The 15,620-nt window shown below is 53.1% G+C and carries 16 protein-coding genes and 3 tRNA genes; 18 read left to right on the top strand and 1 reads right to left on the bottom strand.

Features of this window, described 5'->3' with window-relative positions; all coding sequences use genetic code 11:
• Positions 1 to 275: 275 nt before the first annotated feature.
• The 13 genes from rpmH to PXC00_RS14015 all read left to right on the top strand — a co-directional run bounded on the left by rpmH (position 276) and on the right by PXC00_RS14015 (position 12,353).
• The gene (rpmH, locus tag PXC00_RS14075; protein ID WP_212507158.1) at positions 276 to 410 is read left to right on the top strand and encodes a 50S ribosomal protein L34; all 135 of its coding nucleotides are present in this window, start codon (positions 276 to 278) and stop codon (positions 408 to 410) included.
• 60 nt (positions 411 to 470) lie between these two features.
• The gene (gene rnpA, locus PXC00_RS14070) at positions 471 to 803 is read left to right on the top strand and encodes a ribonuclease P protein component (RefSeq protein ID WP_275845906.1); all 333 of its coding nucleotides are present in this window, start codon (positions 471 to 473) and stop codon (positions 801 to 803) included.
• Positions 800 to 1,069, top strand: coding sequence for a membrane protein insertion efficiency factor YidD (yidD, locus tag PXC00_RS14065; RefSeq protein WP_316935021.1), 270 nt, complete (start codon positions 800 to 802; stop codon positions 1,067 to 1,069). Before rnpA ends, yidD begins: the two co-directional genes overlap by 4 nt.
• Before the next feature lie 18 nt (positions 1,070 to 1,087).
• Entirely contained in the window at positions 1,088 to 2,218 is a 1,131-nt protein-coding gene (locus tag PXC00_RS14060) for a YidC/Oxa1 family membrane protein insertase (RefSeq protein ID WP_275845907.1), read from the top strand.
• A gap of 81 nt (positions 2,219 to 2,299) precedes the next feature.
• Entirely contained in the window at positions 2,300 to 3,112 is an 813-nt protein-coding gene (jag, locus tag PXC00_RS14055; protein WP_275845908.1) for an RNA-binding cell elongation regulator Jag/EloR, read from the top strand.
• Between the two features lie 63 nt (positions 3,113 to 3,175).
• Entirely contained in the window at positions 3,176 to 4,537 is a 1,362-nt protein-coding gene (gene mnmE, locus PXC00_RS14050) for a tRNA uridine-5-carboxymethylaminomethyl(34) synthesis GTPase MnmE (RefSeq protein ID WP_316935020.1), read from the top strand.
• Positions 4,538 to 4,582: 45 nt separating this feature from the next.
• Entirely contained in the window at positions 4,583 to 6,466 is a 1,884-nt protein-coding gene (mnmG, locus tag PXC00_RS14045; protein WP_407654279.1) for a tRNA uridine-5-carboxymethylaminomethyl(34) synthesis enzyme MnmG, read from the top strand.
• Positions 6,467 to 7,216 (top strand): 16S rRNA (guanine(527)-N(7))-methyltransferase RsmG, encoded by a 750-nt coding sequence (gene rsmG, locus PXC00_RS14040; RefSeq protein WP_275845909.1) that lies wholly within the window; start codon positions 6,467 to 6,469, stop codon positions 7,214 to 7,216.
• 284 nt (positions 7,217 to 7,500) lie between these two features.
• Positions 7,501 to 8,301, top strand: a complete 801-nt coding sequence (locus PXC00_RS14035; protein WP_275845910.1) for a ParB/RepB/Spo0J family partition protein — start codon at positions 7,501 to 7,503, stop codon at positions 8,299 to 8,301.
• 263 nt (positions 8,302 to 8,564) lie between these two features.
• Positions 8,565 to 9,332 (top strand): ParA family protein, encoded by a 768-nt coding sequence (locus PXC00_RS14030; RefSeq protein ID WP_275845911.1) that lies wholly within the window; start codon positions 8,565 to 8,567, stop codon positions 9,330 to 9,332.
• Between the two features lie 11 nt (positions 9,333 to 9,343).
• On the top strand, positions 9,344 to 10,186 hold the full coding sequence (locus PXC00_RS14025) for a ParB/RepB/Spo0J family partition protein (protein WP_275845912.1): 843 nt from the start codon (positions 9,344 to 9,346) through the stop codon (positions 10,184 to 10,186).
• A 59-nt stretch (positions 10,187 to 10,245) separates the two neighbouring features.
• Positions 10,246 to 11,535: a serine--tRNA ligase gene (serS, locus tag PXC00_RS14020; RefSeq protein ID WP_275845913.1), complete on the top strand. Its 1,290-nt coding sequence runs from the start codon at positions 10,246 to 10,248 to the stop codon at positions 11,533 to 11,535.
• A 71-nt stretch (positions 11,536 to 11,606) separates the two neighbouring features.
• The gene (locus tag PXC00_RS14015) at positions 11,607 to 12,353 is read left to right on the top strand and encodes an acyl-[acyl-carrier-protein] thioesterase (protein WP_275845914.1); all 747 of its coding nucleotides are present in this window, start codon (positions 11,607 to 11,609) and stop codon (positions 12,351 to 12,353) included.
• A gap of 47 nt (positions 12,354 to 12,400) precedes the next feature.
• Here the strand turns inward: PXC00_RS14015 and PXC00_RS14010 are convergent, their stop codons facing one another.
• Positions 12,401 to 12,691 carry a hypothetical protein gene (locus PXC00_RS14010; RefSeq protein ID WP_275845915.1) on the bottom strand — a complete coding sequence of 97 codons (291 nt, stop codon included), beginning with the start codon at positions 12,689 to 12,691 and terminating at the stop codon, positions 12,401 to 12,403.
• A 366-nt stretch (positions 12,692 to 13,057) separates the two neighbouring features.
• Between PXC00_RS14010 and PXC00_RS14005 the strand changes: the two genes are divergently transcribed.
• The 5 genes from PXC00_RS14005 to PXC00_RS13985 all read left to right on the top strand — a co-directional run bounded on the left by PXC00_RS14005 (position 13,058) and on the right by PXC00_RS13985 (position 15,581).
• A complete protein-coding gene (locus PXC00_RS14005) occupies positions 13,058 to 14,563 on the top strand; it encodes an IMP dehydrogenase (RefSeq protein WP_275845916.1) in 1,506 nt (501 codons plus the stop codon).
• Positions 14,564 to 14,671: 108 nt separating this feature from the next.
• Positions 14,672 to 14,748: transfer RNA gene (locus PXC00_RS14000), tRNA-Met, on the top strand.
• Positions 14,749 to 14,751: 3 nt separating this feature from the next.
• Positions 14,752 to 14,826: transfer RNA gene (locus PXC00_RS13995), tRNA-Glu, on the top strand.
• 28 nt (positions 14,827 to 14,854) lie between these two features.
• Positions 14,855 to 14,931 (top strand) — tRNA-Val (locus tag PXC00_RS13990).
• Positions 14,932 to 15,026: 95 nt separating this feature from the next.
• The gene (locus PXC00_RS13985) at positions 15,027 to 15,581 is read left to right on the top strand and encodes a hypothetical protein (RefSeq protein ID WP_275845917.1); all 555 of its coding nucleotides are present in this window, start codon (positions 15,027 to 15,029) and stop codon (positions 15,579 to 15,581) included.
• Positions 15,582 to 15,620: the final 39 nt, after the last annotated feature.

Below are 15,620 nucleotides of genomic sequence, written 5' to 3'. Positions count from 1 at the left end.
GTGTTCGCTCTCCTCCGTGATAATAGCGTTGCATTTAAACATTTAAATATAAATCATTTTAGCATAACCGGGCTTTTTTTGCAACGAGCCGCAGCACTTTGCGCAAAAAACAATGGGGACTGCGAAGCAGGTGAGGAAAGAAAAAATTTTTTTGAATTTTCGGGAACTTCTTTCTTTTGCAGGCCGATTGTGGTATATTAAATCTTGACAGGCTCTGTAAAAGTAAGCTATAATGCTATCTTGCAGAGGTTTATTCCGAAAGGAGGTTTCAATTCATGAAAAGAACGTATCAGCCGAAGAAGCTCCACCGCAAAAAGGAGCATGGCTTCCGCAAAAGAATGTCTACCAGCAACGGCCGCAAGGTACTTGCACGCCGCCGTGCGAAGGGCCGGGCACGCCTGACCTACTGATGAAGGCAACGTAGGGCCACCACAGCGTGGCCTTTCTTTGTATGTAACGGAGCTGACCGTATGGATTATGTACCAATCAAAGAAAACAGGGACTTCCGGCGCATTTACAGCCGGGGAAAAAACATGGTTTCGCCGGTGGTTGTCTGCTATACTTTAAAAAACAGAACGGGGCAGGTGCGCATGGGCGTGACCACCAGCAAACGAATCGGAAACGCGGTCAAACGCAGCCGTTCGCGCAGGGTGATTCGCGCGGCGTTTCGGGAGTTGCTGCCGCGTATTAAGCCCGGCAACGATTTTATCTTCGTGGCACGGGCAAAAACACCGTATGTCAAAAGTACGGCGGTGCAGCGTGCCATGGAGCAGCAGCTGCGCAAAGCGGGGATTCTGCAGTGAATACGCTGAAAAACCTGCTATTACGGCTGATCCGCTTTTATCAAAAGCGGGTTTCGCCGCTGCATGGGCCAATGTGCCGGTATATGCCAACCTGCTCGAACTATGCCCTGGAGGCGATTGAGCGGTTTGGGCCGTTCAAGGGCGGTTTGCTGGCACTTTGGCGGCTTTTGCGGTGCAATCCGTTCAGCCGGGGAGGCATTGACCCGGTGCCGGAGAAAAAAATAAAGCTGAAGAAAGAAAAAAAGAAACGAAAATCCTTATTATAGAGGAGAGTTTGTCACCTTATGCAAATTTTTAACGGACTTGGATGGCTGCTCGGCTACGTGCTGTACGGCTTGTACTTTGTAGTACGCAATTACGGCGTGGCCGTCATTCTGTTTACGGTTGTGCTCAATCTGCTGATGTTTCCGCCTTATATCAAACAGCAAAAAGGTATGGCCGGCAGTATGAAGATGCAGAAGAAAATGCAGGAGCTGCAGAAAATCTATGGCAATGACAAAGCAAAGCTGATGGAAGAGCAGCAGAAGCTTTACGAAAAGGAAGGCATGGGCGGCATGGGCAGCAGCTGCCTGATGATGGTCATTCCCATGCTGATTTTTATGAGCCTGTTTTATTCGCTGTCCAGTCCACTGACCAATATGCTGCATTTGAACACAGAGTCTCTGGCGCAGGTTTCTGCTTTCATGGAAAATATCCCCGGTAACCCGCTGGCAAGTACGCTCGGCTCTTATGCAAGCACTTACCATGAGCTGGACCTTGCCAAAAATTTCAGCTTGATTCAGCCTTACGTGGCGCATTTCTTCAGCGCATATGACCTGCAGAAGCTGACGCTGTTCAGCCATAGCTTCATGTTCTTTGGCTTGGATCTGCTGCGTTCGCCGGCCGTGTCCGGTCAGTTCTGGCAGACTTTGTTCAGCAGTCCGCTGTTCCTGCTGCCGTTTGCCAGTATCGCGCTGCAGATTATTTCTACGATTTACATGACTTACAGCCAGAAAAAAATGGGACAGGCACAGCCGGGTGCCCAGCAAGGCTGCATGACAGTCTTGATGGTCGGTATGTCCCTGCCTTTCGGGTACTTGACCTGCATTCTGCCTGCCGCTATGGGCCTTTACTACACAATTAACGGTCTGATGGGATTGTTCCGTACTTGGTTGATGCAGAAATTTTACTCTCCGCAGATTCTGACCGCGCAGGCAGAGGGTGCGCATGTACTGTTGATGGAGCAAAAGGAAGCGGGCGTGAAGCCGCTGGCGCCGGAAGTGCAGGCACAGCTGGAAACCAAGCTGCGCAACTGGAACCAGACAGCGCAAACCGCCGATGCCGCTAAGAAGAAAAAAGGTGCTAAATCCGCGCAAGCGAAAAAAATCAAAGACGGCGCTAAGAACAAAGCGGATTATATGGGACAAAAAAAGTAATGCCAACCGTCTGTTTTTAAGGGCTGAAAATGGCCGCAATACAACGAAAATGCTAGGCTGAAGACAAAGGAGGATACTGTTATGCGCAGAGAAGCAATTGGAACAGGAGAAACGGTAGAGGCGGCGCGCGAAGCCGCCTGCCGTGAGCTGGGTGTGCCGGCAGAAGAAGCGGAGTTTGAGATTCTGACGATGCCGGTGCGAAAAACACTCGGTCTTTTCGGCGGAAGTCCGGCGAAAGTCCGTGTCTTTGTGGAAGAAAATTCGGCAGAAAAGGCCGCGGCGTACTTGCGCGGTATCCTGAAGAACCTTGGTCTTACAGATGTGCAGATATCCATTCAGGAAGAGGAAAGCGGCGCGATGCTTTCCATCACCGGCGGCGATGTGGGTTTTATCATCGGGCACCGCGGAGAAACCTTAGATGCCCTGCAGTATCTGGCGGGGCTGGTGGCAAACCACACGGAAACCACCTATTACCGCATTACGCTGGACATCGGCAACTACCGGGAAAAGCGGCGGGAGACCCTGGACGCGCTCGGCAGAAAGCTGGCGGCAAAAGCGGTGAAGTCCGGCCGCAATAATTCCCTGGAGCCGATGAACCCCTATGAACGTCGGATTATCCACACGGCGGTGCAGCAGGTGTCTGGCGCTATCAGCTGGAGCGAAGGAAAGGATCAGGCGCGCCACGTGGTCATCGGTCCGGAGGGCGGCGAGCGGTACCAACCGCACCGCCCCTCTGGCGGACACGGCAGACGGCCTTGTGGCAGCAGCGACAAACGTCCGGCGCCGGCAGGTCGAAATTTCCGACAGACTGCCAGCCGGCCGTACCCGCAGCAGCGGCGGACAAACACCACGCAGCAGGGAACCGCGCAGCGGATGCTGCCGAAAGAGAACTGAGAATTTTCAGCGCTCGCGCCCGTCCGGGTGCAGGCGCTTTTTTTTCTGGAAGGAGCGATTTCTTTGCATACCATAGCAGCCATCAGTACCCCGCAGGCGCCGGGCGGTATCGGCATTGTCCGCATTTCTGGCGAGCAGGCACGCGCGGTTGCGGGGCAGGTTTTTACGTCGGTGTCAGGAAAAACACTGGATGAAATTCCGGGCTATACTTCTTTATTTGGTACGGTACAAGACGCGGACGGCACATTTGACCAGTGTGTGGCGGCCAATTACCGTGCGCCGAAAAGCTACACTGGTGAGGATGTTGTGGAGCTTTCCTGTCATGGCGGCTTGTACCTGCTGCGGCGGCTTTTAAATGCCTGTCTGGCTGCCGGGGCGGTGCTGGCACAGCCCGGCGAGTTTACCCGGCGCGCGTTTTTAAACGGAAAAATGGATCTGACACAGGCGGAGTCTGTGATGGAGATGATCTCCGCGCGTGGACGGGAAGCAGCGCGGGCAGCGCGCGCTGGTCAAGAGGGCAGGCTGCACGACCGAATTGCCGGTGTGTGTGAGATTCTGACCGCGGAGGCATCTCACCTTGCGGCATGGGCGGATTTTCCGGAAGAAGCAGTGCCGGAGGTCAGCCAGACTGAGCTGCACACGCAATTGAATGAAGCAAAGGACAGCTTGCAGAGCCTGCTTTCCGGTTTCGATACGGGGCGGGTATTGCGTGAAGGTGTGGATACCGTGATTGCGGGGCGGCCTAATGTTGGCAAAAGTACCCTGATGAATTTGCTGGCCGGATGTGACAGAAGCATCGTGACCTCCTATGCGGGCACCACGCGCGATGTGGTGGAGGATACCATTTTACTGGCTGGTATTCCGCTACGCCTGGCGGACACTGCAGGGCTGCACGATACGGAAGACCCCGTTGAGCAGATTGGCGTTCTGCGCAGCCGCGGCCGCGTGGAAGCGGCGCAGCTGATTTTGGCGGTGTTTGATTCCTCTGAACCACTGCAGGACGAAGATAGACAGTTTGTAGAGCTGATTGGCGGAACGCCTGCTGTGGCGGTCATCAACAAGAATGATTTGGAAAACAAAATCGACATTTTGTATATTCAGTCGAAATTTAAACATATCGTATATATCAGTGCTCTGCAGGGAAGCGGGTTGCAGCAGCTGACGGCTGCGGTGCGGCAGGTGTTGCAGCTGCAGGCAATTGACCCGGCAGCGGGCATCCTGTTTACACAGCGGCAGCAGGCCGCTGCACAGCGTGCGCTGACAGCGGTTTCGGAAGCACTGGAGGCGCTGGAAAGCGGACTGACACTGGATGCTGTGACAGTTTGCGTGGAAGACGCGGTTTCTGCGCTGCTGGAACTGACCGGCAAACGTGTTTCCGACACGGTGATTGACCGGGTATTTGAAACGTTCTGTGTGGGGAAATAAGCGCAGGCGGCAAAAAGCTGTGGGGATTTTGGAAAGGACGAATGAATGATGGAGCATGAATATGATGCCGGTGTCTATGATGTAGCGGTGGTTGGCGCAGGGCACGCGGGAATTGAAGCGGGCTTGGCCAGTGCGCGGCTGGGCTGCTCCACACTGGTTTTTACTGTCAATCTGGACGCGGTGGGCAACTGCCCGTGTAACCCGAGCATCGGCGGTACAGCAAAGGGACATTTGGTGCGCGAAATTGATGCCTTGGGCGGAGAGATGGGCCGCACAACGGACAAATGCTTTCTGCAGAGCCGGATGTTGAACCTTGGCAAGGGACCGGCAGTGCATTCGCTGCGCTGTCAAATTGACCGCAGAAAGTACAGCGAAACCATGAAGCACGTTTTGGAACGGCAAGAGAACCTGTATCTGAAACAGGCAGAAGTGGTGGATCTGCGCCATGCGGCGAACGGCGTGCTGTGGGAATTAGTGACGCGCATGGGTGCGGTTTACACGGTGAAAGCGGTCATCTTGGCAACCGGTACATTTTTAGGCGGCCGCGTTTATATCGGCGAGGTCAGCTACGAAAGCGGGCCGGACGGGATGTTTCCCGCTGCCTTTTTAAGCGAGCCGCTGCGCCGGTTGCATCTGCGGCTGCGGCGCTTCAAAACCGGAACACCGGCGCGTGTTTTGCGAAGCAGTATAGACTTTACAGATTTGGAAGTGCAAAAAGGGGACGAACCGGTGGTGCCGTTTTCATATGACACACTGGAACCGGGGCAGAACCGCGCGGTCTGCCATGTTTCCTGGACCAATGACCGAACCAAAGAGGTTATCCTGCGGAATATTGACCGCAGTCCGCTTTACAGCGGTCATATCCATGGAGTTGGGCCGCGTTACTGTCCCAGTATTGAGGACAAAATCATGCGCTTTCAGGACAAACCGCGCCATCAGCTCTTTATTGAACCCTGCGGTTTGCATACGGAAGAAATGTACCTGCAGGGGATGAGCTCCAGCTTGCCGGAAGAAGTGCAGCTGCAGTTTTACCACACAATCAAGGGGCTTGAGCACGTGCAGATGATGCGCTGCGCATATGCCATTGAGTATGACTGCGTGGACCCGCAGCAGATGGATGCCACGCTGGAGTTTCGCGAACAGCCTGGGCTGTATGGCGCCGGTCAGTTTAACGGCAGCTCCGGCTATGAGGAAGCTGCCGCCCAGGGCATTGTGGCAGGTATCAATGCGGCGCTGAAGGTGCAGGGACGGGAGCCGATGATTTTAGACCGTGCCAGTTCCTATATCGGCACATTGGTTGACGATTTAGTAACCAAGGGTGTTACGGACCCGTACCGCATGATGACCAGCCGCAGCGAGTACCGTTTGGTGCTGCGGCAGGATAACGCAGATGAGCGGATGACACCAATTGGCAGAAAACTGGGGCTAATCAGTGACGCGCGCTGGGCACGCTTTCAAAAAAAAGAGGAGCAAAAAGCTGCGGAGTATCAGCGTGCGCAGAAAACGGTTTTGCCTCCGAGTGAAGCACTGAATGCCTTGCTTGTTTCACGTGAAACATCGCCAGTAACAACGGGCGTGCGCTTAGCAGAACTTCTGAAACGGCCGCAGCTTAGCTATGCTGCGCTGGCACCGGTGGATTGGAACCGCCCGGACTATCCGGCAGCGGTTTTTGAAAATGTAGAAATTGAACTCAAATACGAAGGCTATATCAAGCGGCAGCGAGCAGACATCGCGGAAATGCGGCGTTTGGAGGGTAAACTCCTGCCGCACAGCATGGATTATACCACTGTGCAGGGGCTGCGCAGTGAAGCGCAGGAAAAGCTGAACAAAGTGCAGCCTGCAAACATCGGGCAGGCAAGCCGGATTTCAGGCGTCAGCCCGGCGGATGTCAGTGTTCTGCTGATTTGGCTTGCCAAGGAGAAAGGCTGAATGGAAAATATAGAAGCACTGCTGCGAAAAGAGACGGCCGCCTGCCGGACGCCGCTATCTGCGGAGCAGACCGCACAGTTTCAGCGCTACATGGAACTGCTGCTGGAGTGGAACAAAAAATTGAATTTGACTGCCATAACCGAGCCAATGGCTTTTACAGAAAAGCATTTTCTGGACTCGTTGTGGCCGCTGCAGTGGATGCAGCTTGCAGGCAAGCGTTGCATAGATGTAGGAACCGGTGCCGGTTTTCCAGGACTGGCGCTGAAGCTGGCAGAGCCGCAGCTGGAACTGACGCTGCTGGACAGTCTGCAGAAGCGTCTGACGGTTTTGGATGACATCTGCAGCAAGCTGGGTGTTGCTGCGCAGACGGTTCATGCCAGGGCAGAGGAGGGCGGCAGAAAGCCGGAATTGCGACAGCAGTTTGACTTTGCTTTTGCACGTGCAGTGGCGCCGCTTTCTGTTTTGTGTGAATACTGTCTGCCATTTGTTAAGCCGGGCGGTTACTTCTGCGCATGGAAGGGGCCGGCGGGGCAGGAAGAACTGCTTGCCGCCAGATATGCTCTACAGGTGCTGGGGGGCAGCATCTGCAAAAATGCGGTTTACACACTGCCGGATGGCAGCAGCCGCACTTTTTTGATGATTCAGCACACACGCACCTGCTCACCGACCTATCCACGAGCCGGCGGAAAAATTAAAAAGCAGCCACTTGCGTTTTCCACAACAAAAAAGCAGAAAAATCAAGGCAGTTGACACTTTTCAACAATGTTTTCCACAGGCAGAATTCAATTAAAATTGGTGCTGTGCAAGGTGCACAAATCTTGCTTTTATAGAAACTGGAAAAGCTTTTGAAAAAAGCTTGAAGCCTTTGTTCATGGTCATGAAAGCGTAAACATCACCTTTGGTAAGGATGCATCTTTGCACTTGCAATCATGCAGCAAGAAACCGTGACACGAAAAAAATTATGCACGTGCGTTCTTTCTACAAAATGGTACGGCTCCTGTATGATAGGATAAGGACAAGCAGGAGGTGAGGGAATGCTCGGACAGCAGCATATTGTGAAATTGGACATCACGTGTATACGGCCAAATCCGTCGCAGCCGCGGCGCACCTTTACTGCGCAGGATCTGCGGGAGCTTGCCGATAGCATTGCTTCCAATGGTCTGCTGCAGCCGCTGGTTGTGCGGCGCGTGCAGAGCGGTTACGAATTAATCGCGGGGGAAAGGCGCCTGCGCGCCTGCAAATTCATCGGTATGCGGGAGGTTCCGGTTTTAATTACCTCCTGTACAGACCGTGAAAGTGCTATTTTTGCCCTGACGGAAAACCTGCAGCGCGCGGATTTGAATATGTTTGAAGAAGCGGACGGTATCCGGCGGCTGATTGAAGAATGGAACATCACGCAGGAAGAGTGTGCCACCCGTCTGGGCAGAAGCCAATCTGCAGTTGCCAACAAGCTTCGTTTGCTGAAGCTGCCAGGGCGCGTGCGCGAGACCATTTTGGAAAACCGCCTGACAGAACGGCACGCACGGGCGCTGCTGCGGCTGAGCGAGCCGGAACAGCAGGCGCAGGTTTTGGAAACCGTTTTGAAAAAAAAGCTAAATGTGCAGCAGACCGATGCGCTGATTAGTAAGCTGCTGGAAGCGGAGCCGAAGCAACACCAGCACCGGCTGCCGATTTTTAAGGACGTACGGATTTTCGGAAATACCATCCAGCACGCTGTCACCACCCTGCGCAGCACCGGCGTTCCGGCGGAAACCTTCCATACAGAAACGGAAGAGTACCTGGAGTGGGTGGTGCGGATTCCGAAAAGCGCATCTCCCGGTCGGAAGCCGGCATAAGTCCGTTGCTGTTTTAAATTAATTACAAGAAACCCATTTTCTTATCATTTTCCCACAATCATTTACAAAGAGAGGGCTTGCTTACCGCAGGTCCTCTTTTTGCGTTTGTGCCAAGCAACGCAGCGCTGTTTATCAGCAATGTTTCACGTGAAACATTGCTTTCTGCACTTTCTTTGTGAAACCGAAGCGCGGACACTTTATTTGCGGCAGTATTCGTGGTATAATAGGGCATACTGAATTTGTAAGAGAGGAGATGAGCCTGTATGTGCCGCGTTATTGCTGTTTCCAACCAGAAAGGCGGCGTGGGGAAGACCACAACAGCCGTCAATTTGGCTGCTGCCTTGGGGGCTGCCGGCAGGAAAACCCTTTTGGTAGATACAGACCCACAGGGAAACTCCTCCAGCGGTGTCGGTGTGGATCGGCGCAAACTGAGCCAGTCGGTGTATGATGTGCTGATTCGCGATGCGGAGATTCAAAAGGCGATTCTCGCTACGGCATTCAATCATCTGGATTTACTGCCCAGTTCACTGGATTTGGCAGGCGCGGAAATTGAGCTGGCGGAAAAACCGCATCGGGAGAGTGTTTTAAAGCGCGCACTGGTTCAAGTGAAAGACCAATACGCCTATATTTTGATTGACTGCCCGCCGTCTTTGGGTTTCATCACCACCAATGCGCTGACAGCAGCGGACAGCGTTCTGATTCCCATTCAGTGTGAGTTTTACGCATTGGAGGGTTTAAGTCAGCTGATGAACAGCGTGCGCCGTGTAAAGCGCCAGTATAATGGTGCTTTAGACATTGAGGGCGTGCTGCTGACGATGTATGACGGGCGTCTGAACCTAACGCAGCAGGTGGTTGACGAAGTGAAAAAATACTTTAAAGGAAAAGTATTTGGTACAGTAATTCCGCGCACGGTTCGTTTAAGTGAAGCGCCAAGCTTCGGTCAGCCCATTCAATACTTTGACCGATCCTGCAAGGGTGCGGAGGCTTATAATGCCCTTGCGGCAGAAATTATACAGAACCATGAAAGCTGAGGTGAAGCGGATTGTCCTCTAAACAAAGAGGTCTGGGAAAAGGTCTGGATATCATATTTGCAGAGAATGACGCAGAGGACCGCAACTCTTCCGTTGTTCTGAATATTAACGAGCTTGAACCGAACCGCAACCAGCCCCGCCGGGACTTTGACGAAGCGGAATTAGCGGAGCTGGCAGAATCAATTGCCAAGCACGGCATTTTGCAGCCGCTGTTAGTGCGCCCACTGCACGAAGAGGGCGGGTACCAGATTGTTGCAGGTGAGCGCCGCTGGCGTGCCGCCCGCATGGCGGGGCTGCAGGAAGTGCCTGCTTTGGTGCGGGAACTGACCGACCAGCAGGTCATGGAAATGGCGCTGATTGAAAATTTGCAGCGTGCAGACCTAAATCCGCTGGAAGAAGCCGAGGGGTATCAAGCGCTGATGACCACCTATGAAATGACGCAGGAAGAAGTGGCAGACAGCGTTGGCAAGTCTCGCCCAAGCGTTGCAAACGCGCTGCGCCTGATGCGGCTGCCGGAAGAGGTGCAAAAGCTGCTGGCTGCCGGAAAATTGACGCCGGGGCAGGGGCGCACGCTGCTGGCGTTTCCGCCGGAGCACCAGGTGCCGATGGCGCTGCGCTGTGTGCGGGAGGGGCTGACCGTGCGGCAGCTTGAAAAGCTGTCACGGCAGTTTAGCGCACAGCCCAAGGAAGCCAGTATTCAAAAGGAAATCCCATTTTATGAGGAAGCGGCGCTGTCCCTGCACCAGCAGTTGGGGCGGCCCATCAAGGTCACAGGCAGCCGCAAAAAGGGCGTTTTGCAGATTGAGTTTCACGGGGAAGAGGATCTGAAAAATCTATTGAAGCTGTTTGACTGAAAAAAGAAAAATTCATGCAGTTCCCTGCAGAGGAAAGCTATAAAAGGAGTAAATCGAAAATGGTAGACATTAAACTGATTCGGGACAACCCGGACTATGTGAAAGCGGCAATCAAAAAGCGCGAAATGGATTTGGACAGCGTTGTCGACCAGATCCTTGAGGTGGACAAGCAGCGCCGCGAGGCAACCGGCGCGGTGGAAAGCAAAAAGGCAGAGCAGAACGCCGTTAGTAAGGAAATCCCGAAAATTAAGAAAGCCGGCGGCGATGCTTCCGAAGTCCTTGCAAAGATGAAAAAGCTTTCCGAAGAAATCAAGGAAGCAGATGCGAAGCTCGCGGAAATGAATGACAAGCAGCAAGAATTGATGCTCTGCCTGCCAAACCTACCGGACGACGACGTGCAGGCGGGCGGCAAAGAGAAGAATGTGCCCGACCATTACTTTAAAGAAAAGCCGATTTTTGATTTTGAGCCAAAGAACCATGTGGATCTCTGCGAGAGCCTCGGCATGATTGACTACCAGCGGGGCGCAAAGATTGCGGGCAACGGTGCGTGGATTTACCGTGGCTGGGGCGCACGCATGGAGTGGGCTATTCTGAACTTCTTTGTCAACGAGCATCTTTCAGACGGCTATGAGCTGATTCTGCCGCCGCATATGTTGAACTATGAATGCGGCTATGTTGCGGGCCAGTTCCCGAAATTTGGTGATGAGGTCTACTGGATTCAGAATCCAACCAGCGCGGATAAAAAGTTTATGCTGCCCACCGCGGAAACCGCACTGGTGAACCTGCACCGTGACGAGATTCTGACCGCGGACGAGCTGCCCAAAAAGTATATTGCGTACACGCCCTGCTACCGCCGGGAGGCGGGTTCCTACCGCAGTGAGGAGCGCGGCATGATTCGCGGCCACCAGTTCAATAAGGTGGAGATGGTGCAGTACACCAAGCCGGAAGACAGCGACGCCGCGTTTCAGGAGTTGGTTGGCAAGGCGGAGCGTCTGGTACAGGAGTTGGGTTTGCACTATCGTCTGAGCCGTCTGGCGGCAGGGGACTGCTCCTTCTCCATGGCGCGCACCTATGACATTGAGGTGTGGATTCCCTCTATGGGGATTTACAAGGAAGTTTCTTCAGCCTCTAACGCGCGGTCTTATCAGGCGCGCCGTGGAAACATCAAGTACCGCGATGAGAACAAGAAGCTGCAGTTTGTGCATACGCTGAACGCTTCCGGTCTGGCAACCTCGCGTGTGATGCCGGCCATTGTGGAGCAGTATCAGAATGCAGACGGCAGTGTAACCGTGCCGGAGGTTTTGCGTCCTTATATGGGCATTGACGTGATTCGCCCGAAAAACGCATAATCAAACGAAGTCTTTTCTGGGCTGCTGCGTTTTTTGCGGCAGCCCAGTTTGCAAAGGAAGGGGAAAGGCATTTGGAAACGTTCGCAATGGGAACCGCCGTTTCCGCAGAGCGCTTTGAACGAAACGTTCGCGTGGAGTGCCACGAAATCGGTGCGGCGGGCAGAATCCGACTCTCCTCCATTCTGCGCATGGAGCAGGAAACCAGTGAGGAACACATGACCGCCCTGGGGCTCAGCTACGAAAAAATGCTGGGCGACGGCATTGCCATGCTGATTACGGAAAATCAGGTGCAAGTATTTCGCTTTCCGGTCAGCAAGGAGCAGCTGCATATTGTGACGCGTCCGGCAGGCGCGGTCGGCGTGCATTTTTATCGGGAGTTTTTGTTTTATAGTGGGACGAAGCAGCTCATGCAGGTGCGACAGGTCAGTGTTTGTGTGGACTGCAGTACGCACCGCCCGCTGCGACCGGACGCGCTGTATCAATACCACGTCTTTCAGAAGAAGCCGGTGCCACCGGAGCAGCGTGTGAAAAAAATTCGCGTCAAACCAGACTTGGCTGTTTTGGGGGAGCGCCCGATTCGCTACAGCGATTTGGATATGAACCGACACCTGACCAACACCATTTACGGCGATATTGTAGAGGACTTTTTGCCTGAAAGCTTTCGGGATTGGAAGCGCGTACAAATCAATTACCAGGCGGAGAGTCTGCTGGGCGATGTTTTGCAAATCAGCGGGGAAGAAACGGTGCAGGAAAAGGAATTTGTGCTTGCCGGACAGAGCGGCGGAACCATTCGATTTTCTACCGCAATACAGAAATAATAGATGTGAAAAAGCTGCCGCAAAACACTTGTGGCAGCTTTTTATACCTATTCCGTCTTTTTTGCCTTTGCTTTGCGAGTGTTATGCATACCGACCGCAATCGCAATCGCGCCGAAAAGCAGTATCACAAGAAAGGTCAACCGGCTTGCGCTCTGCCCACGTACAAGGTCAGAAATTGTTGCAAGACAGGTGGGAACGAAAAGAATAAACAAAGGTACATAAGAAGTATCTTTATCGTCAGAACCGTTTTTTTCGCTTTTCGCGATGCGTAGACCTTTACAAAGGCAAGCATAAGAAATATAGTGGAAATGATTAGAACCGTGAATCTTTCCATGCATTGAATACTCTCAGCGTTTTTAACATGAAATATTTTGTGGCAATCCTTTTCAAAGGCTTGCCAATGATAACCATATGTTTAGTATAGTACAGTAAAAAAACCATGTTAACAAGTACTTTCCACGATTCATCATAAAATAGTTTTAAAGAGGGAAAAATGGTCTGCTGCGCTTGCCCGTATCTTTTCCTGTATGGTTCATAATTTGTAAATCTGTTTATCTGGTTGCAAAGAGCGGCGCACCGTGTTATAATAGCAGACAATATTATTTTTGCTGTTTCAAACGGCTGCTGCCGTTGCAAACAGCATTTTTTCAATGCCCCCGCGCGCTGTCGGGGAACAGGATGATAAAAAATGGAGGATGCTGCAAATGGCTTTTTATTACGAAGAACCCTGTCATACCTTTAATGAGTATCTGCTGATGCCCGGATACTCCTCCGCAGAGTGCATACCGAATCATGTGAGCCTGAAAACACCACTCACCAAGTTTAAAAAAGGGGAGGAGCCTGCAATTTCTTTGAATGTCCCCCTAACCTCTGCCATCATGCAGTCGGTTTCCAATGATACGCTGGCGGTCGCGCTGGCCAAAGAGGGCGGCGTTTCGTTTATCTATGGCTCTCAGACCATTGAGCAAGAAGCCGCCATGGTGGCGCGTGTCAAGGCGTACAAGGCAGGCTTTGTCACCAGCGACTCCAACATTAAGCCCGACCAGACACTTGCGGACATCCTGAAGCTGAAAGAAGAAACAGGTCACTCCACTGTGGCAGTGACAGATGACGGCACTGGCACCGGCAAGCTGCTCGGTGTGGTTTCCAGCCGCGATTACCGTGTCAGCCGGATGGCTGTGGACACGCCGGTTTCTTCCTTTATGACACCGATAGAAAAAGTCATTTCCGCTCCCAAGGGCGCTACCCTTTCCGAGTGCAACGACATCATTTGGGAAAATAAGCTCAACTCCCTGCCGGTTGTGGATGACGACGGGAAGCTCTGCTACTTTGTGTTCCGGAAGGATTATTCAGAGCATAAGGAGAACACCAGTGAGCTGCTGGACGCACAGAAGCGTTACATGGTTGGTGCAGGCATCAATACGCGTGATTACGCAGAGCGGATTCCGGCACTTCTGGAAGCGGGCGCGGACGTGCTGTGCATCGACTCCTCCGAAGGGTACTCTGAGTGGCAGAAGCGCACCATCGCGTGGGTGCGCCAGCAGTACGGCGACCGGGTAAAAATCGGTGCCGGCAACGTGATTGACGGCGACGGCTTCCGGTTTCTGGCAGAAGCGGGCGCGGACTTTGTGAAAATCGGCATTGGCGGCGGCTCCATTTGTATCACCCGCGAAACCAAAGGAATCGGCCGTGGGCAAGCAACCGCTGTCATCGAGGTTGCCAAGGCACGCGATGCTTATTATAAGGAAACCGGCATTTATGTGCCGATTTGTTCCGACGGCGGCATTGTTTATGACCATCACATCACACTTGCGCTCGCCATGGGTGCGGACTTCGTGATGCTGGGCCGCTACTTCTCACGCTTTGATGAGTCCCCGACGAATAAAGTCAATATCAACGGCCAGTATATGAAAGAGTACTGGGGCGAGGGAAGCAACCGTGCACGCAACTGGCAGCGTTACGACCTCGGCGGTGCCAAGAAGCTTTCCTTTGAAGAGGGCGTGGACTCCTATGTGCCATACGCCGGTTCGCTGAAAGACAATGTCAACACAACGCTGAGCAAGGTGCGTTCCACCATGTGCAACTGCGGCGCGTTGACCATTGCTGAGCTGCAGGAGAAAGCAAAGCTGACGCTGGTGTCCAGTACCAGCATTTTGGAGGGCGGCGCGCATGACGTGCTGCTGAAAGACAGCAACAACCAGGTGAAATAAAAGCGAACCGCAGGTTCTGCCTTTTTTAGAAAATTTCAAAAAAGGCTTGACAAAGCAGGACAAGTTCGTTTATAATAATAAGCGCTTCGCAGTGTGCGAAGTGCAGATGGCGGCATAGCTCAGTTGGCTAGAGCATTCGGTTCATACCCGAAGTGTCATAGGTTCAAATCCTATTGCCGCTACCATCTGGCCCGGTCGTCAAGCGGTTAAGACACCGCCCTTTCACGGCGGGTTCATGGGTTCGAATCCCGTCCGGGTCACCACTTTTTTGTCTTCCTTGTCTAGAGCTGTGGACGCGTAGCTCAGCTGGTTAGAGCGCTCGCCTCACACGCGAGAGGTCATGGGTTCGAGTCCCCTCGTGTCCACCACAATTTGAAGCGGCGCTTTTCGGGCCGCAGAATTCGAAAACCGCTCTTTGCAGCGGTTTTTCTTCTATCCAGCATTCTTTTTCCGGGAGGTTTGTATGAAGAAAGCATTTGTAATCGCGGCGGCGGTTGTTTTGTCCGCAGCCTGCACCGCTTGCGGCGCGGGTAACGTGACTGTTTCGGGAACACAAAGCGCAGCGGTTTCTTCCGCGGCGCCGGCTGTCTCTTCCTCTCAGGCTAGCAGCGAGGCTTCGCCTGAGAGGAAGGTGGATGCTGCAAAGTATGAGGACAGCCTGACCGGACTGGTTTCTTACTTGGGCGCCTGCGGCTATGTGCAGGGGAACGGGACGAAGACGGAGTTTCAGCTCATTGGGGCAAAGTCCGGTTACCGCTACACGGGTTACGTGGAGAAAAAGGAAACGGTGACAGCTGAGTTCTATGCGTACGACCCTTCTAATTTGAATGACACCGCGAAAAAGGTGCTGGATTCGGTTAAACAAAACGGCAGTTTCACGCTGTTTGGAAAAGCAGTTCCGGCGGTTCTGAGCGACAGCGGTAAGTATCTGATGATTTATCAGGATACATCGTCGGCAGATGCCAATACGACACGAAAAAAAGAAGTTACAGAAGCGTTCAAGTCCTATAAGGCTTGACGGAGATTCGCGAAAAGGACTGTTTTCCTGCGGGAAGGC

The organism is Caproicibacterium argilliputei, assembly GCF_029211325.2.
GTDB lineage: Bacteria > Bacillota > Clostridia > Oscillospirales > Acutalibacteraceae > Caproicibacterium > Caproicibacterium argilliputei.
The sequence above is the reverse complement of the archived record's forward strand: the minus strand, read 5'-3'. Positions and strand labels throughout refer to the sequence as shown.